Raw genomic sequence first — 22,843 nt, 5'->3', positions numbered from 1 at the left:
AGCTGTTAGGTGTCAGCCGATGTCTGTCAGCCGATACCTGTCAGCTGTTACGCGTCAGCTGATACCTGTCAGCCGATCATTGTCAGCTGTCGCCGGAGACGTCACTTCGCGGCGACGACCTTCACCGGGACCTTGACCGTCCCGGCGATCTTCTGACCCTTCGCGGCCTTGATCGCGTTCCGTACGACCAGCCGTCCCAGCTCCTCGGGCTGCTGGGCGACGGTCGCGGTCATCGTGCCGTTCTTCACCGCCTTGAGCCCGTCCGGTTCGCCGTCGAAGCCGACGACCTTCACGGACTTGCCCGCCTTGGAGCCCAGCGCCTTGATCGCGCCGAGCGCCATCTCGTCGTTCTCGGCGAAGACGCCGTCGACGCCGGAGTGGGCCTGGAGCAGGTTGGTGGTCACGTCCAGGGCCTTGGTGCGGTCGAAGTCCGCGGGCTGCTTGCCGACGACCTCGATGCCCGGGTACTCCTTCAGCCCCTCCGCGAAGCCCTGGCCGCGCTCGCGCGAGGCCGATGTACCGGCGACGCCCTGGAGGACCAGGATCTTGCCCTTGCCGCCGAGCCGTTCGGCCAGCGTCCTGGCGGCGAGCTTGCCGCCCTCGATGTTGTCGGATGCCACCAGGGACGCGATGTCCGCCTTGTTGACCGTGCGGTCGGCGGCGAGCACCGGGATACCGGCCTTGTTGGCGGTCTTCACGGACGGGCTCGCCGCGTCCGAGTCGACCGGGTTGATGATGATCGACTTCATGTTCTGGCTGGTGAAGTTCTGTATCTGATTGGCCTGCTGGGAGGCGTCGTTCTGGGCGTCGGTGACGGTGAGGCTGATCCCGGCGCGCTTGGCTTCGGCCTGGGCGCCCGACTTGAGCTGGACGAAGAAGGGGTTGTTGAGGGTCGAGACCGACAGCCCCACCTTGGTCTTCGCGCCGCTGTCCGAACCGGAGTGCCACAGCGACGAGCCGAAGGCGAACGCGGCGACGACCACGGCGGCCACCGCGAACTTCCCGGCGTTCATGGCCGTCTTACGGCCGCCACCGGACGGTCCACCGGCCGACGCTCCCGGCGCCGCGGGCCGCGCCCCGGCGCGCCGTCGCACCGTGTCGAGCAGGACCGCGAGCGCGATGACGACACCGATGACGACCTGCTGCCAGAAGGCGGAGACCTCCAGCAGGTTGAGCCCGTTGCGCAGCACGGCCAGGATCAGCGCGCCGATGAGCGTGCCGGACGCCTTGCCGACGCCGCCGGACAGGCTCGCGCCGCCGATGACGACCGCGGCGATCGCGTCCAGTTCGTAGCCGACCGCCGCCTGCGGCTGCGCGGAGGAGAGCCGGGAGGCGAGGACGATGCCCGCGATCGCGGCGAAGCCGCCGGACAGGGCGTAGATGACCAGCTTCTGGCGGCCCACCCGGATGCCGGAGAGCCGGGCCGCCTCCTCGTTGCCGCCGATCGCGTACATCGCGCGGCCCGCGTACGTACGGCCCAGCACCCCGGAGGTGATCAGGCCCATCGCGATCATCACGAGCACCGGAACCGGCAGCCAGCCGCCGAGCGTGTCACCGAGGCCGGACACCGAGTCCGGGACGGAGATGGGGCTGCCCTGCGAGATGACCAGGGCGAGGCCCCGGCCGACCGACAGCATCGCGAGCGTGGCGATGAACGGCGGCAGTTTGCCGAAGGACACCAGGGCCCCGCTGACCAGGCCGCACGCGACACCCGTGGCGACGGCGAGCAGCGCCGCGAGCCACACCGGCAGCCCCTGTGAACTCGCCGACCAGGCGAGCACGGTGGCGGACAGCGCGGCCACCGAGCCGACCGACAGATCGATGCCCGCGGAGACGATGACGAAGGTGACGCCGAAGGCGAGGATCGCGGTGACCGCCGCCTGGACGCCGACGTTGAGGAGATTGTCGGTGGTGAGGAAGTCGCCGGACAGCAGCGACATGGCCGCCACCAGCAGCACCAGGGCGCTCAGCGCGCCGTTGTCGAGCAGCACACGGCGCAGCACGGCCGGGCTCCCGGGGTCCTTCGTGGACGCGAGCGTGTCAGTGGCCACGGGAGCCCTCCTTTTCGTTGGCGCCGACGCCTTCGTCGTCGCCGTCTGTGCTTCCTTCGACGCCCTTGACGTCCTTCACCGCCAGGGCCATGACGGCGTCCTGGGTCGCTTCCCGCGCGGTCAGCTCTCCGGCGATCCGGCCCTGGGCCATGACCAGGACGCGGTCGCTCATGCCCAGCACCTCGGGGAGGTCGCTGGAAATCATCAGGACGGCGTGGCCGGACGCCGTGAGTTCGTTGATGAGCTGATAGATCTCGACCTTGGCGCCCACGTCGATGCCGCGGGTCGGCTCGTCGAGGATGAGCACCTTGCTGTCGGCGAGCAGCCACTTGCCGATGACGATCTTCTGCTGATTGCCGCCGGAGAGGGTGCGTACCGACTGGTCGAGCCCGGCCATCCGGACCGCCAGCTGTTCGGCGACGCGCTCCGCCGCGCGGCGCTGCCCGGCCCGGTCGACGAGCCCGGCGCGGGTGGCGCCGCGCAGCGTGACCAGGCCCAGGTTCTCCTGCACGGACGCGTCCAGGACCAGCCCCTGGCCCTTGCGGTCCTCGGGGACGAGGCCGATCCCGGCGTCCATCGCGGCCACCACGTCATGGCGGGGCAGCGGGGTGCCCGCGACCTCGACGGTGCCGGTGTCGTACGGATCGGCGCCGAAGAGCGCCCGTACGACCTCGGTACGGCCCGCCCCGACGAGTCCGGCGAGGCCGACCACCTCTCCGGCGCGCACCTCGAAGCCGATGTCCTGGAAGCTGCCGCCCCGGCCGAGCCCCCGGACCTTCAGCAACGGCACGCCGTCGCCTTCGGCCTCGGGACGCTCCCTCGGGTACTGCTGCTCGATGGACCGCCCGACCATCAGGCGCACCAGTTCGTCCCTGTAGGTGGCGGCCGGGACCTGGGTGACGCTGCGGCCGTCGCGCAGGACGGTCACGCGGTCGCCCAGGGCGGCGATCTCCTCCAGGTGGTGGGTGATGAAGACGACGCCCACGCCGTCCGCGCGCAGCGTGCGGACGATACGGAAGAGCTTGTCGACCTCCTCCGTGGTGAGCACGGCGGTCGGCTCGTCCATGATGAGCACGCGGGCGTTCAGGGAGAGCGCCTTGGCGATCTCGACCATCTGCAGCCGGGCGATCCCGAGGTCGCGGACGCGGGTCCGGGGGGAGACGTCCACGCCGACGCGGGCGAGGAGTTCGGCGGCCCGCTCGTCCATCTTCGTACGGTTGACCACCCCGAAGCGGCGCGGCTGGCGGCCCAGGAAGATGTTCTCGGCGACGCTGAGGTCGGGGACGAGGTTGAACTCCTGGTAGATGGTGGCGATGCCCAGCCGCTCGGCGTCCTGCGCCCCGTTGATACGGACCGGGCTGCCGTCGACCAGCACGCGCCCGCCGTCCGGGCGGTGCGCACCGGAGAGCATCTTGATCAGCGTGCTCTTGCCCGCGCCGTTCTCGCCGAGGAGTACGTGCACTTCGCCACGGCGGAGGTCGAAGTCGACGCCGTCCAGCGCGACCACGCCCGGGAACGTCTTCCGGACCCCCTCCATCCGCAGGATCTCCACCCCCTGGTCCGCGGGGCCGTCCGTGGGCGCGGGCGGCGCCGGTTCCGGTTCGGGGCTGGGCGTCGTGGTCATGGCGTGCTCCCTTCGGGCTCGCCGCAGGAGCGGCGGGGGACCAGGCGGGCGGAGAGGGTCACCGATGCGGCGGGCCGCCCCTCGACGCGGTCGATCAGCGCGCGCACGGCGGCGTGGCCGAGGTCTCCGGTGGGCTGGGCGATGGCGGTGATCGGCGGATCGGTGTGGACGAACCACGGGATGTCGTCGAACGCGGCGAGCGCCACGTCGTCGGGCACCCGCAGCCCGCGCGAGCGGATCTCGTCCATCGCGCCGAGCGCCATCAGATTGTCGGCGGCGAAGACCGCTTCGGGGGGCTGGGGCAGATCGAGGAAGCGGGCGGTCACCCGCCGCCCGCTGTCGGCCTGGAAGTCGCCCTGGCCGATGTAGTCGGCGGGCAGGGCGAGGCCGAACTCGCGCAGGGCGGAGCGGAAGGCGTCCACCCGCTCGCGTCCGGTGGTGGTGGCGGCCGGGCCCGCGATGATGGCGAGCCTGCGGTGGCCGAGGGCGTGCAGATGGGCGACCAGATCGCGGACCGCGTCCCCGCCGTCGGTGCGCACCACGGGCACCTCGTCCAGTCCCTCGCCCTCGATCCAGCGGTCGACGAAGACCATGGGCGTCCCGGCGCGGGCGGCGTCCAGCATCAGCGGGGAGCCGCCGTCGGTGGGGCTGACCAGCAGGCCGTCGATACGGCGGTCCACCAGGGTGCGGACGTGGTGGTCCTGGAGGTCGGGCCGCTCGTCGGCGTTGCCGATGACGACGCTGTAGCCCCGGTCCCTGGCCGCGTCCTCGACCGAGCGGGCCAGCTCGGTGAAGAAAGGGTTCAGCACATCGCTGATGACCAGCCCGAGGGCGCGGGTCTGATGGGTGCGCAGCGAGCGGGCGACGGCGTTGGGCCGGTAGCCGAGGTCGGCGACGGCGGCGAGCACCTTGTCCCGGGTGTCCGTACGGACGGCCGGGTGGTCGTTGAGCACCCGGGAGACCGTCGCGACGGAGACCCCGGCGCGCTGCGCCACGTCCTTGATGGCCGGCATCGCCCCACCTCCTCGTGGAATCGATTACATCGATGACGCCGAGGAGATTGGAATCGATTACACGGGGCCGGGGCAAGATGCCGGAACCGGCCGAAACTGGATTGTGATGTTCCGCCCTGCCCCCTGCCCCGGAGCGCCCGCCGCCCGGTTATCCACAGGCCCGGCATTCGCCCGGGACCGGTGTCCGCCCCGGGCGGTACGGTCGACGCATGCTCAAACTCGCGGTGGTCGAAGGGGTTCTGGAGCGGATCACCTACGCCAATGAGGAGAACGGGTACACGGTGGCCCGGGTCGACACCGGCCGTGGCTCGGGCGATCTGCTGACCGTCGTCGGCTCGCTGCTGGGCGCGCAGCCGGGGGAGTCGCTGCGGATGGAGGGCCGCTGGGGTTCTCATCCGCAATATGGCAAACAGTTCACCGTCGAGAATTACCAGACCGTCCTGCCCGCCACCGTGCAGGGCATCCGGCGCTATCTGGGCTCGGGGCTCATCAAGGGCATCGGCCCGCGCATCGCCGACCGGATCACCGAGCACTTCGGCGTCGACACCCTCGATGTCATCGAAGAGCAGCCCAAGCGGCTGGTCGAGGTCCCGGGCCTGGGCCCCAAGCGGACCAAGATGATCGCCGCCGCGTGGGAGGAGCAGAAGGCCATCAAGGAGGTCATGGTCTTCCTCCAGGGCGTCGGCGTCTCCACCTCCATCGCGGTGCGGATCTACAAGAAATACGGCGACGCGTCGATCGCGATAGTGAAGAACGAGCCGTATCGACTGGCGTCCGACGTCTGGGGCATCGGCTTCCTCACCGCCGACAAGATCGCCCAGTCGGTCGGCATCCCGCACGACAGCCCCGACCGGGTCAAGGCCGGTCTGCAGTACGCGCTGTCCCAGTCTGCCGACCAGGGCCACTGCTATCTCCCCGAGGAGCAACTGATCGGCGATGCCGTGAAGTTGCTCCAGGTCGACACCGGGCTGGTCATCGACTGCCTGGGCGAGCTGGCCACCGAGGACGAGGGTGTGGTCCGCGAGCCGGTGCCGGGCCCTGAGGACGGCGAGCCGGTCTCGGCGGTCTATCTGGTGCCCTTCCACCGCGCCGAGATCTCGCTCGCCGGTCAGGTGCGGCGGCTGCTGCGCACAGACGAGGACCGGATGCCCGCCTTCCAGGGCGTCGACTGGGACGCGGCGCTGAGCTGGCTCGCCCAGCGCACCGGCGCCGATCTGGCCCCCGAGCAGAGCCAGGCGGTGCGGCTCGCGCTCACCGAGAAGGTCGCGGTGCTCACCGGCGGCCCCGGCTGCGGCAAGTCGTTCACCGTGCGGTCCGTGGTGGAGCTGGCCCGCGCCAAGAAGGCCAAGGTGGTGCTCGCGGCCCCCACCGGCCGGGCCGCCAAGCGGCTCGCCGAGCTGACCGGCGCCGAGGCGTCCACGGTGCACCGGCTGCTGGAGCTGAAGCCCGGCGGGGACGCCGCGTACGACAAGGACCGCCCCCTCGACGCCGACCTGGTGGTCGTCGACGAGGCCTCGATGCTCGACCTGCTGCTGGCCAACAAGCTGGTCAAGGCGGTCCCGCCCGGTGCCCATCTGCTGTTCGTGGGGGATGTGGACCAGCTGCCGAGCGTCGGCGCCGGGGAAGTGCTGCGCGATCTGCTGGCCGACGGCAGCCCGGTGCCCGCCGTCCGGCTGACCCGGATCTTCCGCCAGGCCCAGCAGTCCGGGGTGGTCACCAACGCCCACCGGATCAATTCCGGGACCCCGCCGATCACCCAGGGCCTGTCGGACTTCTTCCTCTTCGTGGAGGACGACACGGAGGAGGCCGGGCGGCTCACGGTGGATGTCGCGGCCCGCCGCGTCCCCGCGAAGTTCGGCCTCGATCCCCGCCGTGACGTGCAGGTCCTCGCCCCGATGCACCGCGGTCCGGCGGGCGCGGGCACGCTCAACGGACTGTTGCAGCAGGCCATCACCCCGGCCCGGCCGGACGTCGCGGAGCGGCGGTTCGGCGGCCGGGTCTTCCGCGTCGGCGACAAGGTGACCCAGATCCGCAACAATTATGAGAAGGGGGCCAATGGAGTCTTCAACGGCACGGTGGGAGTCGTCGCCTCTCTCGACAACGACGAGCAGCGGCTGACCGTGCTGACCGACGAGGACGAGGAGGTGCCGTACGACTTCGACGAGCTGGACGAACTGGCTCACGCCTATGCGGTGACCATCCACCGCTCCCAGGGCAGTGAGTACCCGGCCGTCGTGATCCCGGTGACCACCGGGGCCTGGATGATGTTGCAGCGGAACCTGCTGTATACGGCGGTGACCCGGGCCAAGCGCCTTGTGGTGCTGGTCGGCTCGCGCCGTGCGCTCGGGCAGGCGGTGCGTACCGTCTCGGCGGGCAGACGCTGTACGGCGCTGGATCACCGGCTCGGCGGGACATAGGAGTCGAGGGTGTCAAGAGGGTTTCCGAACGGTGACGAACGGGGCAGGATGGCCGTGTAGGCGGCACTGAGTGCCGCCAAAAGGCCCTTCAGTCGACCCCGAGTGCACACTCATCACCCGAGTAGGGGAAGGTGGGGGGAGTCAGGGCACCTCGAGGAAGAGAACCAGACGTCGGTGAGGGATGACGTGAGCGACGACAACTCTGTAGTACTGCGGTACGGAGACGACGAATACACCTACCCGGTGGTCGACAGCACCGTCGGCGACAAGGGCTTCGACATCGGCAAGCTGCGCGCCCAGACCGGTCTGGTGACCCTGGACTCCGGTTACGGCAACACCGCCGCGTACAAGTCCGGCGTCACTTACCTGGACGGTGAGCAGGGCATCCTGCGCTACCGCGGGTACCCCATCGAGCAGCTGGCGGAGCGCGCCTCCTTCGTGGAGACGGCCTTCCTCCTGATCAATGGCGAACTGCCGACGGTCGACGAACTCGCGGCGTTCCGCGAGGACATCACCCGTCACACGCTGCTCCACGAAGACGTCAAACGGTTCTACGACGGCTTCCCGCGGGACGCGCACCCGATGGCGATGCTGTCCTCCGTGGTCAGCGCGCTGTCGACGTTCTACCAGGACAGCCACAACCCGTTCGACGAGAAGCAGCGCAACCTGTCGACGATCCGGCTGCTGGCCAAGCTGCCGACCATCGCGGCGTACGCGTACAAGAAGTCGGTCGGCCACCCGTTCGTCTACCCGCGCAACGACCTCAGCTATGTCGAGAACTTCCTGCGGATGACGTTCTCGGTCCCGGCTCAGGAGTACGACCTCGACCCGGTCGTGGTCAGCGCGCTCGACAAGCTGCTGATCCTGCACGCCGACCACGAGCAGAACTGTTCGACCTCCACGGTCCGGCTCGTCGGCTCCTCGCAGGCCAACATGTTCGCCTCCATCTCGGCGGGCATCAACGCCCTGTGGGGCCCGCTGCACGGCGGCGCCAACCAGTCGGTGCTGGAGATGCTCGAGGGCATCCAGGCGTCCGGCGGCGATGTCGACACCTTCATCCGCAAGGTGAAGAACAAGGAAGACGGCGTGAAGCTCATGGGCTTCGGGCACCGCGTCTACAAGAACTTCGACCCCCGGGCGAAGATCATCAAGTCTGCGGCGCACGACGTCCTCTCCGCGCTCGGCAAGTCCGACGAGCTGCTCGACATCGCGCTCAAGCTTGAGGAGCACGCGCTCGCCGACGACTACTTCGTCGAGCGCAAGCTCTACCCGAACGTGGACTTCTACACCGGTCTGATCTACCGGGCGATGGGCTTCCCGACCGAGATGTTCACCGTGCTGTTCGCGCTCGGCCGGCTGCCGGGCTGGATCGCCCAGTGGCACGAGATGATCAAGGAGCCGGGCTCCCGCATCGGCCGCCCGCGCCAGATCTACACGGGCGTCGTCGAGCGCGACTTCGTCCCGGTGGAGCAGCGCTAAAGGCCGAGCCAAGCGCTGAAGGCCGGACCAAGCGCTAAAAGAGCAAACGAGAAGCGCCCCGCTACCGATCCCCCCACGGGTCGGAGCGGGGCGCTTCCCTTGTCCCGGTTCGGATTCCCCCCACGGGATCCGGCCCGGGCGTTCAGTGGGCCCTACGGGCTTGCGCGGCCGCGATCTGCCGGGACGCGTACGTACGGGAGGGCCGCTCAAAGCTCCCCGGGTACGTCGCCCCGGCCACGCGTAGCAGGATGCGTCCCCCAAGACGTATCCTCACCGCCCCATTAGACTCACGACCCCCCGCAATGGTTACGTTGGGTTGTCTGTGATCTGCGTCTCTTGCCATATACGGGCGTAAAGGGCAAGAGCCTCGATTCAAAGATCAAGACTCTTGTGTATGGGTGTTGTGCGGCTTATGGGGACTTGGTGGAGACCGTGGACGCCGTGAAGGACCGCAGTCGCAGACTGTTGCTCACGACGAACACGGACGAGAACGCCATCGCGGCGCCCGCGATCATCGGGTTGAGCAGGCCCGCAGCGGCAAGCGGCAGCGCCGCGACGTTGTAGCCGAACGCCCAGAACAGGTTGCCCTTGATCGTGCCGAGGGTCCGCCGGGCCAGCCGGATCGCGTCGGCGGCCACCCGCAGGTCGCCCCGGACGAGCGTGAGGTCGCCCGCCTCGATCGCCGCGTCCGTCCCCGTGCCCATGGCGAGCCCGAGGTCGGCGGTGGCCAGGGCGGCGGCGTCGTTGACCCCGTCGCCGACCATGGCGACCGTACGGCCCTCGTCCTGCAGCCGCTTCACGACGGCGACCTTGTCCTCCGGCAGCACCTCGGCGATGACCTCGTCGATGCCGACCTCGCGGGCGACCGACTCGGCCACGCGCCGGTTGTCACCGGTCAGCAGCACCGGGGTGAGGCCGAGGGCGCGCAGCTGGGTGACGGCCTCGGCGCTGGTCTCCTTGACCGCGTCGGCGACGGTCAGGACGCCGCGGGCGCGCCCGTCCCAGGCCACGGCGACCGCCGTACGGCCCTCCGCCTCGGCCGTGGCCTTGGCGGCGGCCAGCTCCTGCGGCAGGTCGATGGACCACTGGGCGAGCAGCTGGTCGCGGCCGACGAGCACCGCGTGTCCGTCCACGGTGCCCTGGACGCCGAGCCCGGGGACGGAATCGAAGCTCTCGGGCGCCGGGAGCGCCCTGGTGCGCTCGGCCGCGCCGTCCGCGATGGCGCGGGCGATGGGGTGCTCGCTGGCGTGCTCCACCGCGCCCGCGAGCCGCAGCAGCTCGTCCTCGCTGGTGCGCGGGGCCGGGATGACCTGGTGCAGCCGCATCCTGCCGGTGGTCACGGTGCCGGTCTTGTCGAGGACGACGGTGTCCACCCGGCGGGTCGACTCCAGCACTTCGGGGCCCTTGATGAGGATGCCGAGCTGCGCGCCGCGGCCGGTGCCGACCATGAGCGCGGTCGGGGTGGCCAGGCCCAGGGCGCACGGGCAGGCGATGATCAGGACGGCGACGGCGGCGGTGAACGCGGCGGTCGCGTCGTCCGTCGTCAGCCACCAGGCCAGCAGGGTGCCCACGGCGATCAGCAGCACGATCGGCACGAAGACGCCGGAGACCCGGTCGGCGAGCCGCTGCACCTCGGCCTTGCCGTTCTGCGCGTCCTCCACCAGGCGGGCCATCCGGGACAGCTGGGTGTCGGCGCCGACCCGGGTGGCCTCCACGACGACGCGGCCCGCCGTGTTGACGGTCGCGCCCGCGACCGTGTCGCCCACCGCGACGTCCACCGGAACGGACTCGCCGGTCAGCATCGAGGCGTCGACGGCCGAGCGGCCCTCGACCACCGTGCCATCGGTGGCGATCTTCTCGCCGGGGCGTACGACGAAGCGGTCGCCGACCGCCAGTTCGCGCACCGGGATGCGCACCTCGCGGCCTCCGCGCAGCACGGCGACGTCCTTGGCGCCCAGCTCCATCAGGGCGCGCAGGGCCGCTCCCGCCCGCCGCTTGGACTTCGCCTCCAGATAGCGGCCGATGAGGATGAAGGTGGTGACTCCGGCGGCCGCCTCCAGATAGATCGAGGACGAGCCGTTCGCACGGGTGACGGTGAGATCGAAGCCGTGCTGCATGCCGGGCATGCCCGCGTCGCCGAAGAACAGGGCCCATACGGACCAGCCGAGCGCCGCGAGGGTGCCGAGCGAGACCAGGGTGTCCATGGTGGCCGCGCCGTGCCGGGCGTTCGTCCAGGCGGCCTTGTGGAAGGGCGTACCGCCCCAGACGACGACGGGCGCCGCGAGGGTCAGCGAGAGCCACTGCCAGTTGTCGAACTGGAGCGAGGGCGCCATCGCCAGCACCACGACCGGCAGGGAGAGGGCGAGCGAGACGAGCATGCGGTGGCGCAGCGGGTCGTGCTCGCCCGGCGCCGGGGCTTCGGTGCCGCTGACCTCGGCGGGGTCGGCCTCGGGGGCGGGCTCGGGCTCGGCGGGAGGCGGTTCCTCGGCGGTGTAGCCGGTCTTGATGACCGTGGCGATGAGGTCCGCGACCTCGACCCCGCCGCCGTAGGAGACCTGGGCCTTCTCGGTGGCGTAGTTCACCGTGGCGGTGACCCCGTCCAGCCGGTTGAGCTTCTTCTCGATGCGCGCCGCGCAGGAAGCGCAGGTCATGCCGCCGATGGCCAGCTCGACCCGCGCCTCGTGCCCGGCGGCGGGAGCCGTGATGGTCATGCGAGTTCGTAACCCGCTTCGTCGACGGCGGCGCGGACGGCTTCGGCGTCCAGCGGGGCGGTCGAGACAACGGTGACCTGGCCGGTGGAGGCCACGGCCTTGACGGAGCTGACGCCGTCGAGGGCGCCGATTTCCTCGGCGACGGCACCCTCGCAGTGGCCGCAGGTCATGCCGGTCACCTGGTAGACGGCGGTGACGGTGTTCGCCTCGGAGCTCATGGACTTCTCCTCTGTGGGGGAGTGGCTGACGGTACGCGAGGGACGCCGGTTGGCGCAGCGCCCCCTGACGTCTCAACTTTATACCCCTAGGGGGTATTCCCGGAAGCCTGGGGTGCCACAGAGGTGGGTTGCCGGGTGGTGGTCAGCGCTGGGCTGGCGGTGTCTCGGTGCCGACGACGGGGGCCAGATACCCGTACAGGCAGTTCTTCAGCTCGGTGATGTACGCCTCCCGGTCCTTGCCCTCGTGGGAGAGGATCAGCTCCAGCCCGGCCTTGAACAGGGCGAACCCCATGGTCGCGATGTGGGTGCGGCGCTCCGGGGGCAGCTCGGGGGCGTAGGTGCCGATCAGCCCCTCGACCCGGGTCTGCAGCGTGGCCGCCAGTGCCGCGTGCTCCTCGGCGACCGTGCCCGGGGCGTCGGACGAGCAGATCAGGGTGAGGAAGACGGGGTTGTCGCAGTTGAACTCGATCATCGGATCGAGGACCACGTCCAGCATCTCGCCGAGCGGCAGCGCGGCGTTCTCCTCGGCGAAGGCCACGCCGTGGGTGTCCCGCATCCGCTGGGTGAGGCGGTCGCCCAGCTCGACGGCGATGGCCTCCTTGTTCGGGAAGAACTGGTACAGCGTGCCGGGCGAGACCCCGGCCTCGCGGGCGATCGCGTTGGTGCTCGCGGAGGCGTAGCCGGTGCGGCAGAAGACGCTGGCGGCGGCGTCCAGCAGCTGCTGGATCCGGCGCTCGCCGCGCGCCTGCCTGCGGCGCGGGGTCGCGGGTCGGGCTGCCTGGGTCTCGGTCACAATCCACAGTTTCCCATGTGCGATTGACAAACACGAGTGCCCGCTCGCATTCTTGAGAAATGCGAGCGGTCGCTCGTGTTTGCCAGTCCGTGGCAATCAGCGACCCATGCTGCCCGCCTGCCCGCTCGCCCGAGCGGGGGCGGCCGCATGGGCACAGGTGAAGGGGACACCGCGTCATGACCGACGTCAATCGGCCGCCCGGCGAGCGGATCGGAGGATGGACCCGCCTGGTCACCGCCAGGCCACGGCTGTCCCTGCTGATCGCCCTGCTCTTCACGGCGCTCGCCGTCGTGGCCGGAAGCGGAGTCGCCGACCGGCTGTCGGGCGGCGGCTGGGAGGACCCGGCGTCCCAGTCCTCGTACGCCACCAAGGCGCTGGAGAAGCACTTCCCCGCCTCACAGCCCAACCTCATCCTGCTCGTCGACGGCCGCGGCAAGAAGGTGGACGACCCGGCGGTCGCCGCCGAGGCCCGGGCGCTCGGCAAGAAGCTCGCGGCCGAGAAGGACGTCACCGGCGTCACCTCCTACTGGAATACCGGCGCGTCCGCCCTGCGCAGCAAGGACCACGGCTCGGCGCTCATCGCCGCCCGCGTCACCGGCGACGAGAACGCGGCGGGCAAGGCGCTGGAGCGGATCGCCCCCGACCTGCGCGGGCGGCACGGACCGGTCGAGGTCTCCGTCGGCGGACCGGTCGCGGTCAAGCAGGAGATGCAGACCACCATCCAGGAAGACCTGCTGCGCGCCGAGATGATGGCCCTGCCCGTCACCCTGGTGCTGCTCGTCATGGTCTTCGGCAGCGCGGTGGCCGCCCTGCTGCCGCTCCTCATCGGCGTCATCGCCATCCTGGGCACCGACGCCGTGCTGCGCGTGCTCACCGAGTTCACCGATGTCTCGGTCTTCGCGCAGAACCTGACCACCGCGCTCGGCCTCGGACTCGCCATCGACTACGCCCTGTTCATCGTGCGGCGCTTCCGCGAAGAGCTGTCGGCGGGCGGGCAGACCCTCCCGGCCGTCGCCACCACCCTGCGCACCGCCGGGCGGACCGTGCTCTTCTCGGCGCTCACCGTCGCCGTCTCGCTCGCCGCGATGATGGTCTTCCCGCAGTACTTCCTGCGCTCCTTCGCCTACGCGGGCATCGCCGTGGTGCTCATCGCCGCGGCCGCCGCCCTGGTGGTGCTGCCCGCCGCGCTCATCCTGCTGGGCGACCGCGTCAACAAGTGGGACCTCACCCGACTGCTGCGCCGCCGTCGGCAGGCCGACAAGAGCGCCGACGCGGCTGCGGAGCGAGCCGAACCTGGCGCGGGCTGGGGCCGGTTCGCCCGGCTGGTGATGCGCCGCGCCCCCATCTTCGCCCTGGCCACCGTCGCCGGGCTGGTGGCGCTGGGGCTGCCCTTCCTGCGGGTGGAGTTCGGCACCGCGGACGACCGCCAGCTGCCCTCCGGCGCCGAATCCCACGTCGTCCAGCAGCACATCCGGGACGGCTTCGCGGGCGGACCCGGCGGCGGGGTGGAAATCCTCGCCGAGGGCAAGCCCGAGGCCGCGGCCCTCGCCGACTACAGCGCCAAGGTCTCCGCCCTTCCCGGAGTGCTGCGGGTGGACAGCCCGGCCGGTCACTTCGCGGACGGCCGCCAGGTGGGCAAGCCCGGCCCGGCCGAGGCGGCGCGCGCGGGCGGCGGCGCGGCGTATCTCAGCGTGCAGCCCAAGGGCGAGGGCGTCGAGCCCGCCACCCAGGACCTGGTGCGGGACATCCGGGCCCAGAGTCCCCCGTTCCAGACCTCCGTGACCGGCACCGCCGCCGTCCTGGTGGACACCAAGGAGTCCCTGGGCGACCGGGTCCCCTGGGCGGGCGCGATCATCATCGCCGTCACCCTGCTGCTGGTTTTCCTGCTCACCGGAAGCCTGCTGATCCCGCTCCAGGCCGTGCTGCTCAACGCGCTCAGCCTCACCGCGATGTTCGGCGCCATGGTGTGGGTCTTCCAGGAGGGGCATCTGTCCGGACCGCTGGCCTTCACCAGCTCCGGAGACATAGAGACGACCCTGCCCGTGCTCATGTTCTGCGTCGCCTTCGGGCTCTCCATGGACTACGGCGTCTTCCTGCTCTCCCGCATCAAGGAGGAGTACGAGCGCACCGGGAACCACGAGGCGGCGGTGGAGTTCGGACTGCGGCGCACCGGCGGGCTGATCACGGCGGCGGCGCTGATCCTGGCCGTGGTCATGGTGGCCATCGGCACCTCGCGGGTCACCAACACCAAGATGCTCGGCCTCGGTATCGCCCTGGCCGTGCTGATGGACGCGATGGTGGTGCGCAGTCTGCTGGTACCGGCGGTGATGAAGCTGACCGGCCGCGCCACCTGGTGGGCCCCGGGCCCGCTGCGCCGCCTGCACGCCCGGTTCGGGCTGAGCGAGGGGGAGTCCGCGCCCTCGTACGACACCCCCTCCGGCGAACCCGGCGAGGATGCGGGCACGGTCCCGGGAACGAAGGGGGACCGGCGCCGGGACCGGGATCGGGACCGGGTGAGTACCCACTGACCCCCTAATCCTCGCGCCGGGCGCGGCGGTTGCCGGGTCTGCGGGCCACCCAGGCCCGGATCGTATCCGCGTACCAATACGGTTTGCCGCCCTCCACCAGATCGGGGGGCGGCATATGACCGTGCTTGCGATAGGACCGTACGGTGTCGGTCTGCACACCGATATGTGCGGCGATCTCCTTGTAGGACCACAGCCTTCGATCGGTCATCACACGCGCCCTTTCACTCGGCCTGTGTCCGGTGAACGAGGCCGGGTGACGGGCGGCTAGGGGCTGTTGAACACCTGTGACGTAAGCCGCGCGCAGATGTGACGCCTGTGACCGCCGGGTGACGCGACGGCCCCGGGGCTCACGCCTCCAGGTCGGACATGCGTTTGGTGATCTCGGTGAGCTGGACCGGGCGGTGCTCCAGGCGGGACAGCTCGCAGGCCTCGGCCACCAGCAGGGCGTACAGCGCCTGCTGGCCGGAGCACGGGTTGGGGGCCTCGCCCCGGGCCGCCTTGACGAAGGCCGCCAGCTCCGCCCGGTACGCGGACTCGAACCGCTCCAGGAAGTTGGCCCAGGGCCGGGCGGGGCCGGGCGGACCGCCCGGTTCGGCGGAGGTGAACGGCGTACGGTCGTCCAGGCCGACCACGAACTGGTCGCGCTCCCCGGACAGTTCCATCCGTACGTCGTAACCGGCCCCGTTGTAGCGGGTGGCGGTCGCGGTGACCAGCGTGCCGTCGTCCAGGGTGAGCAGTGCCGCCGCCGTATCGACGTCGCCCGCCTCGCGGAAGAAGGCGGCGCCGCCGTCCGAGCCGGACGCGAACACCTCCACCACCTCACGGCCCGTCAGCCAGCGCACGGCGTCGAAGTCATGCACCAGACAGTCCCGGATCAGCCCGCCCGAGTGGGGCAGGAACTCCGGCGGCGGGGGCGAGGCGTCGGAGGTGACGGCCCGCAGGGTGTGCACCCGGCCGAGCCGCCCGCTGCGCAGCGCCTCCCGCGCGGCCAGGTACCCGGCGTCGAACCGGCGCTGGAACCCCATCTGGAGCATGGTCCCGGCCCGTTCGACCTCGCGCAGCGCGCGGACCGTGCCCGCGAGGTCCAGGGCGATGGGCTTCTCGCAGTACGTGGGCAGCCCGGCGTGGGCGGCCCGGGTGATCAGATCGGCGTGGGTGACGGTCGGGGTGGCGATCACCAGGGTGTCGATGCCGCTCTCGAAGACCGCGTCCACCGACGCGGCGGCCCGGGCGCCGACGCGCTCGGCGACCTCGGCGGCCCGCCCGGCGTCGGCGTCACCGATCAGCAGCTCGTCGACCCCGTCCGTACCGGCCAGGGCGGCGGCGTGGAACGCGCCGATGCGGCCCGCGCCGAGGAATCCGATGCGCATAAGGGTTCCCGTCTCGTTGAGGTCGTTGAGGTCGTTGAGGTCGTAAAGGGGCGGTCAGTCGGTCAGTCGTCAGTCGGTCTGCGGAGTGAGGCGGGCCGGGCCGCACAGGTCGGCCTCGATCTCCTCCAGCGTGCGCCCCTTGGTCTCCGGCAGACAACGGGTGGAGAAGACGATCGCGCCGATGCCGCACATCGCGAACAGCCAGAACGTGGCGGTCGAGCCCCAGGCGGCCACCAGCGGCGGGAAGGTCTGCGCGACCGCGAAGTTCACCATCCACAGCACCCAGACGCACAGGCCCATCACGAACCCGCGCAGCCGCAGCGGGAAGATCTCGGCCAGCATCAGCCAGGTGACGGGCGAGATCAGACACTGCTGGAAGGCCACGAAGACCACCATGAAGGTGAGCACCACATAGCTGCGCACCCCGGACTCCGGCAGCGTGAAGCACAGCCCGAGCACGAAGAGCGAGGTCGTGGTGCCGATCTGCCCGGCGATCAGCATCGGGCGGCGTCCGGCCCGGCCCAGCAGCCAGATGCCCACGAAGGTCATGACGACCGAGATCACGCCGACCGAGATGGTGGAGACGAGCGAGGCGCTGGTGCCGAGTCCGGTGGACTCCAGGATGGACGGCGCGTAGTACATCACCGTGTTGATGCCGGTGATCTGCTGGCAGATGGCGATGCCCACGCCGATGAGGGCGAGCCGCCGGATCCACGGGGTGCGCAGATCCGTCCAGCTCGCCTTCGGCTGGTGCGCGGCGGAGGCGATCGCGGTGCGGATGGCCGCGAGTTCGCCGTCCGCCTCGGCCCTGGGCCGGGTCCGGCGCAGCACCCGCTGGGCCTCCGCGTCCCGGCTCCGGCTCGCGTACCAGCGGGGGGTGTCCGGCAGGAACAGCATGCCGACGAAGAGCAGCACGGCGGGCACCGCCGCGACCGCGAGCATCCAGCGCCAGATGTGCTCGCCGGACCACACCCGGTCGATCAGGGCGTTCACGGTGAACGCGATCAGCTGACCGGTGACGATCATCAGCTCGTTCTGGGTGACGAGCCGACCGCGCCGGTGCGGGGGTGCCATCTCGGCGATGTACAGCGGGACCACCGCCGAGGCACAGCCGACCGCGAGCCCGAGCACCACCCGGGAGATCACCATCAGCGGCACATCGGGGGCCACCGCCGTGCCGAGCGCGCCGAGCCCGAAGAGCACGGCCGCGAGCAGCAGGGTGAGGCGGCGGCCCAGGGCGTCCGCGAGTCGCCCGCCGGTCAGCGCGCCGAAGGCGGCGCCGACCAGGAGCGAGCTGACGACCAGCCCCTCGGTGAAGGGCGTGAGCCCCAGGTCGTCCTTCATGAACAGCAGCGCACCGGAGATGACCCCGGTGTCATAGCCGAAGAGCAGTCCGCCGAGCGTGGAGATCACGGCGATCTTCGTGAGCGCGTGCCGTTGGGGTGCCGATTCCTGCGGACCGGCGGTGGGTGGTGCGGGGACCGTGGTGGGGCCTTCGGTCGTCATGCGCAGAAACTCTCCTCGGTACGTGCCTGCTACTTCCAGGAGGAGAGGTATTCGTCGATCTTCCGGCGCATGAAGAGGGACGATTCGCGGGCGCGGTCCTCCCAGGCGAAGACGCAGGAGGTCAGCGTGCCGTCGAAGTCGTTGTCGCGCAGCGCGCCGAACAGCGCGTCGAAGTCGACCTCGCCCTGCCCGATGTCCAGGTGCTGGTGGATACGGGCCGTGGAGCCGGGCGGGTTGATGATGTAGCGCAGCCCCGAGGACGCGGTGTGATCGAAGGTGTCGGCCAGATGCACATGGGTGAGCAGATCGCCCGCGTGCTTGATCAGGCCGGGGGCGTCATTGCCGTGGTGGAAGGTGTGCGGGGCGCAGTAGAGGTAGGAGACCTGGGGGTGGTTGATGCCCCGGATCATGTTGATCGCCTCGTACCCCTCCTCGATGAAGTCATCGGGGTGCGGCTCCAGCGTCAGCCGGATGGACTCGCGCTCGAAGACCGGCAGCAGCTCCTCGATCGACCGCCAGAACTGGCCCTCGCTGCGGCTGGGGTCCTCGGGGCGGCCGTTGAACTCCGAGATCATGCTGTCCACGCCCAGATCGGCGGTGATCTGGATGGCCCGCTTCCAGTAGCGGACGGCGGCCTGGCGCTCGTCCTCGTCCGGTCCTGACCAGCGGAACAGCGGCAGTACGGAGGAGATCTTCACCCCGGCGGTGTCCAGCGCCTTGCGGAACTGGCGCACCGTGCCGTCGTCGACCCTCGGGTGCTTGAAGAAGGGGATGAAGTCGTCCCGGGGGGACAGCTCGATGTACTCGAAGCCCAGCTCGGCGACGAGGGCCGGGAGTTCGAGCAGCGGCCCTTTGCGCAGCATATGCGGGTCGAGGGCGATCTTCATGAGAAGGAGAAACCTTTCCAGCAGGGAGAACGGGAGGGAGAAAGGGGCGGGCCGGTCGTGGCGGCGACCGGCCCGCCCGGGAGCGTCAGGCGTAGAAGGCGGGGCGCACGATCATGTCGACCGGGGTGCGCTCACCGGTGGTCTGCGCGCGCACGCCCGCCTCGCACACGGCGGCCGCCGCGTAGCCGTCCCAGGCGCTCGGGCCCTCGACCTCGCCGCGCTTGGTGGCGTTGACCCAGGCCTGCACCTCGCGGTCGTACGCCTCCTCGAAGCGGGCCACGAAGTCGGGGGCGATCTCGCCGCCCCAGGTGCCGGGGCGGTTGACGAGCATGCCGTGGGCGTCGCCGACGCGCGCGGTGCCGCGCTCGCAGACCGCCTCGGCCTGGACCTGGTAGCCGAAGCCGCAGCTCGCGAAGATCTCGACGTTGACGATCGCGCCGCCGGTGGTCTCGAAGATCACCAGCTGGGGGTCGGCAAGCCCCTCGGGGGCGTTCGAGTTGGGGGTCGGCTTGAGCACGGTGACGTTGGCGATCTCCTGCTCCAGCAGCCAGCGCGACTGGTCCATCTCGTGCACCACGGAGTCGTTGATCAGCATCTCGGTGGTGAAGTACGAGTGCACCGAGGCGTTGCGGTGGCGGCAGTGCATCAGCAGCGGGCGGCCCAGCTCACCGGAGGCGAGCAGCGCCTTGAGCTTCATGAACTCGGTGTCGTAGCGGCGCATGAAGCCGACCTGGATACGGCGGTGACCGAGCCGCTGCTCGGCCTCCAGCACCCGCAGCGCGGACGCCGAGTCCGGGGTCAGCGGCTTCTCGCACAGCACCGGCAGATCGTGCTCGAACGCGCTGAGCAGCGCGGCCTCGTGCGCGGGCCCTGGCGAGGCGATGAGCACCGCGTCCACGCCCGGCGCGGCCATGGCGGCGGCCGGGTCGGTGAACGCCTGGCAGCCCTCGGAGAGGTCGGCGACGGCCTTGGCGCGCGCCTCGTCGATGTCGACCACGGCCGCCACCCGGGCGCCGCTGATCACGTCGTTGATGCGGCGGACGTGGTCGGCGCCCATCTTGCCGGTCCCGATGACGGCGATCCCGAGCGTGCCCTGCTGGGTCATAGGTGTCTCTTTTCTCTTTCTGCTCGTCCGGAGGATCTAAGAGATCGGCGGAGGGTCAGGCGCCGCAGGAGCGCAGGAAGCGGCGGGTGCGCTGGGCGATGGGGAACGGCTGGTCGGGCGGGCAGGGGTACATGTCCTGCTCGACGATGGCGAACAGGTCCACGTCCAGCTTCTGGGCGGCCGCCAGGACCGGCTCCAGCTCCGGGACGCCCTTCGGCGGCTCGCACATCACGCCGCGCTTGACGGCCGGGCCGAACGGCACCCCGTTCTTGACCACGTCGGACAGGATCTCCGGGTCGACCTGCTTGAGGTGGAGGTAGCCGATGCGCTCGCCGTAGGTCTCGATGAGCTTGACGCTGTCCCCGCCGCAGTAGGCGTAGTGGCCGGTGTCCAGGCAGAGGTTGACCAGGTCGGAGTCGGTGGCGTCGAGGAAGCGGGCCACGTTCTCCTCGCCGTCGATGTGGGTGTCGGCGTGCGGGTGGACGACGATGTCGAGCCCGAAGCGCTCGCGCACCTCACGGCCGAGGCGCTCCATGCCGGTGGACAGGTGGCGCCACTGCTCGGCGGTCAGCTCGGGCGGCTCGATGATCTCGGCGGTCTTGTCGTCGCGCCAGAAGGAGGGGATGACCACGAGGTGCTTCGCGTTCATGGCCCGGGTCAGCTCGGCGACCTGGGAGACGTGCTCCCAGGTGGCGTCCCAGACGTCGGGGCCGCGGTGCAGCGAGGTGAAGATCGTGCCCGCCGAGACGGTGAGGTTCCGGCGGGTGATCTCCTCGGTGAGCCGGGCGGGGTCGGTCGGCAGGTAGCCGTACGGGCCCAGCTCGATCCACTCGTAACCGGCCTCCGCGACCTCGTCGAGGAAGCGCTGCCAGGGGACCTGCTGCGAGTCGTCCGGGAACCACACCCCCCAGGAGTCGGGGGCCGAGCCGACCCGGATGCGGTCCAGGGCGGGTGCGGGGGAGGCGGCGGCAGTCATGGAAGAGGGTCTCCTCTCGCCGGTCGGGGGGACCGGGGAAGGGGGCAGTGCGGGTCGCTTGCGCTCGGTGGTGGTCACGGTGGTGGTCGGGGCCCGCGTTTCATGCTGGTTTGGGCAGCTTTACGGGCCGGACCGGGGGCCGTCAAGACTTTGCCAGGACATTCGGACGTAATGTCAGTACGTCATGTCAGTACGTCATGTCGATACGTCCTGTCAGGCCGAGGGGGTGTCGACGGCCTCGGGAAGCTCCTCCACATCGACCCCGCGCACCTGCGCCAGCTCGTGTTTGAGGGCGGCCAGCTCGGTGCCGCCCGCCATGTGGTTGGTGAGTTCCTCGAGGCTGACGTCGTCGCGGGCGGCGTTCAGCTCCAGGGCGCCGAGTCTCAGCACCGAGAAGTGGTCGCCGACCATGTACGCGTGGTGCGGGTTGTGGGTGATGAAGATGACGCCGAGGCCCCGCTCACGGGCGGCCGCGATGTACTTCAGGACGACGCCCGACTGCTTGACGCCCAGGGCCGCGGTGGGCTCGTCCAGGATCAGCACTCTGGCGCCGAAGTACACCGCCCGCGCGATGGCCACGGACTGCCGCTGGCCTCCGGAGAGGGTGCCGATGGGTTGTTCCAGGTTGTCCAGGTGGATGCCCATGGCGGACAGCTCGGCGTGGGTGGTCTCCTTCATCCGCTCGATGTCGAGGCGGCGGACGGGCCAGGGGCCGCGGGTCAGCTCGGAGCCGAGGAAGAAGTTCCGCCACACCGGCATCAGGGGCACCGTCGCCAGGTCCTGGTAGACGGTGGCGATGCCGAGGTCGAGGGCCTCGCGCGGGTTGTGCAGCCGCACCGGCTTGCCGTCGACGACGTACTCGCCCTCGTCGTGCTGGTGCAGCCCGGAGATGATCTTGATGAGGGTGGACTTGCCCGCGCCGTTGTCGCCGAGGACGCAGGTCACCTGGCCCGGCCGGACGTCGAGGTCGATGCCCTCCAGGGCCCGTACGTTGCCGTACAGCTTGCCGACGCCCTTGAGCTGGACCACCGGCTCCGTCGCGCCCTCGTCGGTGGCGGGGGCGGGCTTCGTGAGGTCGTTGGCGGACATTCCCATCACCTCCTGGTGGCCTGACGGCGCACCCACAGATTCACGAGCGTGGCGAGCAGGAGCATCACGCCGACGAAGAACTTGAACCAGTCCGGGTTCCAGTTGGCGTAGACGATGCCCTGGTTGACCATGCCGAAGATGAAGGCGCCGAGGAGCGCGCCGATCGCGGAGCCGTAGCCGCCGGTGAGCAAGCAGCCGCCGATCACCGCCGCGATGATGTAGTAGAACTCGTTGCCGACGCCCTCACCGGCCTGCACGGTGTTGTATTCGAAGAGCAGATGCATCCCGACGAACCAGGCCGCGAAGCCCACGGTCATGAAGAGCGCGATCTTGGTGAGGTTCACCGGGACGCCGACCGCCCGGGCGCTCTCCTTGGAACCGCCCGACGCGAAGATCCAGTTGCCGAACTTGGTGCGCAGCAGGACCCAGGTGGCGAGGGCGGCGAAGGCCAGCCAGTAGAACACGGTGATGTTCACATCGACGCCGAAGACCGGGACCTCGGAGGCGAAGACCGCCTTGGCCGAGTCGAAGCCGTCCATGTCGTTGATGGTGTTGGTGGCGACGTTGTTGGTCAGCAGCTTGGTGATGGCGAGGTTGAGGCCCTGGAGCATCAGGAAGCTGGCGAGCGAGACCAGGAAGCTGGGCAGCCCGGTCTTGATCAGCAGCAGTCCGTTGATCAGGCCCACCGAGAGCGAGACGACCAGGGCGACGCCGACGCCGACCCACACGTTGGCGGTGAGCTGGAAGCTGAGCATGCTCGCGGCCAGCGCCGAGGAGGTGACGGCGACACCGGCCGAGAGGTCGAACTCGCCGCCGATCATCAGCAGGGAGACGGCGAGCGCCATGATGCCCAGGGTCGAGCCCTGGTAGAGCACGGTGGCGAACGAGTCCGCCTGGCGGAAGGTGGGGGCGACGGCGAAGAAGAAGGCGTAGACGCCGACGGCGGCGACCAGTGCGCCGATCTCCGGCCGGGCGAGGGCCCGGCGGGTCAGCGAGCGGTCGGCGGAGCGGGTCTTGGGAGCGGCCGCGGGGGAGGCCGGTGGCATGGCGGCGGCGGGCGGGGCGGCTTGGGTCAT

17 protein-coding genes are annotated in these 22,843 nt (G+C 70.4%); 3 read left to right on the top strand and 14 right to left on the bottom strand.

Annotated features, from left to right (window positions below):
- Nucleotides 1-101: 101 nt before the first annotated feature.
- From ACWC5C_RS05480 to ACWC5C_RS05470, 3 genes are all read right to left on the bottom strand, one after another.
- Nucleotides 102-2,051 carry an ABC transporter permease/substrate-binding protein gene (locus ACWC5C_RS05480; protein ID WP_450873910.1) on the bottom strand — a complete coding sequence of 650 codons (1,950 nt, stop codon included), beginning with the start codon at nucleotides 2,049-2,051 and terminating at the stop codon, nucleotides 102-104.
- Complete coding sequence (locus tag ACWC5C_RS05475; protein WP_450874014.1) at nucleotides 2,041-3,588, bottom strand: sugar ABC transporter ATP-binding protein; 1,548 nt, start codon at nucleotides 3,586-3,588, stop codon at nucleotides 2,041-2,043. Before ACWC5C_RS05475 ends, ACWC5C_RS05480 begins: the two co-directional genes overlap by 11 nt.
- Before the next feature lie 83 nt (nucleotides 3,589-3,671).
- Nucleotides 3,672-4,688 carry a LacI family DNA-binding transcriptional regulator gene (locus ACWC5C_RS05470; RefSeq protein WP_450873908.1) on the bottom strand — a complete coding sequence of 339 codons (1,017 nt, stop codon included), beginning with the start codon at nucleotides 4,686-4,688 and terminating at the stop codon, nucleotides 3,672-3,674.
- A gap of 209 nt (nucleotides 4,689-4,897) precedes the next feature.
- Here ACWC5C_RS05470 and recD2 point away from each other — a divergent pair, with 209 nt between their 5' ends.
- Entirely contained in the window at nucleotides 4,898-7,105 is a 2,208-nt protein-coding gene (gene recD2, locus ACWC5C_RS05465) for an SF1B family DNA helicase RecD2 (protein WP_450873906.1), read from the top strand.
- Between the two features lie 174 nt (nucleotides 7,106-7,279).
- Nucleotides 7,280-8,584 (top strand): citrate synthase, encoded by a 1,305-nt coding sequence (locus ACWC5C_RS05460; protein WP_385437681.1) that lies wholly within the window; start codon nucleotides 7,280-7,282, stop codon nucleotides 8,582-8,584.
- Nucleotides 8,585-8,994: 410 nt separating this feature from the next.
- Here the strand turns inward: ACWC5C_RS05460 and ACWC5C_RS05455 are convergent, their stop codons facing one another.
- The 3 genes from ACWC5C_RS05455 to ACWC5C_RS05445 form a co-directional block, all read right to left on the bottom strand.
- Nucleotides 8,995-11,295, bottom strand: coding sequence for a heavy metal translocating P-type ATPase (locus ACWC5C_RS05455; protein WP_450873904.1), 2,301 nt, complete (start codon nucleotides 11,293-11,295; stop codon nucleotides 8,995-8,997).
- Nucleotides 11,292-11,513, bottom strand: a complete 222-nt coding sequence (locus tag ACWC5C_RS05450) for a heavy-metal-associated domain-containing protein (RefSeq protein ID WP_385437679.1) — start codon at nucleotides 11,511-11,513, stop codon at nucleotides 11,292-11,294. The genes ACWC5C_RS05455 and ACWC5C_RS05450 overlap by 4 nt, the downstream gene beginning before the upstream one ends.
- A gap of 142 nt (nucleotides 11,514-11,655) precedes the next feature.
- Nucleotides 11,656-12,306 carry a TetR family transcriptional regulator gene (locus ACWC5C_RS05445; protein ID WP_450873902.1) on the bottom strand — a complete coding sequence of 217 codons (651 nt, stop codon included), beginning with the start codon at nucleotides 12,304-12,306 and terminating at the stop codon, nucleotides 11,656-11,658.
- Nucleotides 12,307-12,482: 176 nt separating this feature from the next.
- On the opposite strand from ACWC5C_RS05445, the gene ACWC5C_RS05440 reads away from it, so the two are divergent.
- Nucleotides 12,483-14,834 carry an MMPL family transporter gene (locus ACWC5C_RS05440; RefSeq protein WP_450873900.1) on the top strand — a complete coding sequence of 784 codons (2,352 nt, stop codon included), beginning with the start codon at nucleotides 12,483-12,485 and terminating at the stop codon, nucleotides 14,832-14,834.
- A 4-nt stretch (nucleotides 14,835-14,838) separates the two neighbouring features.
- Here ACWC5C_RS05440 and ACWC5C_RS05435 read toward each other — a convergent pair whose 3' ends face one another.
- The 8 genes from ACWC5C_RS05435 to ACWC5C_RS05400 form a co-directional block, all read right to left on the bottom strand.
- The gene (locus ACWC5C_RS05435) at nucleotides 14,839-15,042 is read right to left on the bottom strand and encodes a helix-turn-helix transcriptional regulator (protein WP_385437676.1); all 204 of its coding nucleotides are present in this window, start codon (nucleotides 15,040-15,042) and stop codon (nucleotides 14,839-14,841) included.
- 139 nt (nucleotides 15,043-15,181) lie between these two features.
- Complete coding sequence (locus tag ACWC5C_RS05430; RefSeq protein ID WP_450873897.1) at nucleotides 15,182-16,204, bottom strand: Gfo/Idh/MocA family protein; 1,023 nt, start codon at nucleotides 16,202-16,204, stop codon at nucleotides 15,182-15,184.
- Nucleotides 16,205-16,273: 69 nt separating this feature from the next.
- The gene (locus tag ACWC5C_RS05425; protein ID WP_450873895.1) at nucleotides 16,274-17,710 is read right to left on the bottom strand and encodes a sugar porter family MFS transporter; all 1,437 of its coding nucleotides are present in this window, start codon (nucleotides 17,708-17,710) and stop codon (nucleotides 16,274-16,276) included.
- Nucleotides 17,711-17,739: 29 nt separating this feature from the next.
- A complete protein-coding gene (locus tag ACWC5C_RS05420) occupies nucleotides 17,740-18,597 on the bottom strand; it encodes a sugar phosphate isomerase/epimerase family protein (RefSeq protein WP_450873893.1) in 858 nt (285 codons plus the stop codon).
- Between the two features lie 85 nt (nucleotides 18,598-18,682).
- Nucleotides 18,683-19,702 (bottom strand): Gfo/Idh/MocA family protein, encoded by a 1,020-nt coding sequence (locus ACWC5C_RS05415; protein ID WP_385437672.1) that lies wholly within the window; start codon nucleotides 19,700-19,702, stop codon nucleotides 18,683-18,685.
- 55 nt (nucleotides 19,703-19,757) lie between these two features.
- Nucleotides 19,758-20,678 carry a sugar phosphate isomerase/epimerase family protein gene (locus ACWC5C_RS05410; protein WP_450873891.1) on the bottom strand — a complete coding sequence of 307 codons (921 nt, stop codon included), beginning with the start codon at nucleotides 20,676-20,678 and terminating at the stop codon, nucleotides 19,758-19,760.
- A gap of 213 nt (nucleotides 20,679-20,891) precedes the next feature.
- The gene (locus ACWC5C_RS05405) at nucleotides 20,892-21,767 is read right to left on the bottom strand and encodes an ATP-binding cassette domain-containing protein (protein ID WP_450873889.1); all 876 of its coding nucleotides are present in this window, start codon (nucleotides 21,765-21,767) and stop codon (nucleotides 20,892-20,894) included.
- A 5-nt stretch (nucleotides 21,768-21,772) separates the two neighbouring features.
- On the bottom strand, nucleotides 21,773-22,843 hold the full coding sequence (locus ACWC5C_RS05400; RefSeq protein ID WP_450873887.1) for an ABC transporter permease: 1,071 nt from the start codon (nucleotides 22,841-22,843) through the stop codon (nucleotides 21,773-21,775).

The sequence above is a fragment of the Streptomyces sp. NPDC001700 genome (assembly GCF_053596435.1).
Note: the sequence above shows the minus strand (reverse complement) of the source record. Positions and strands in the feature narration are given on the sequence as shown.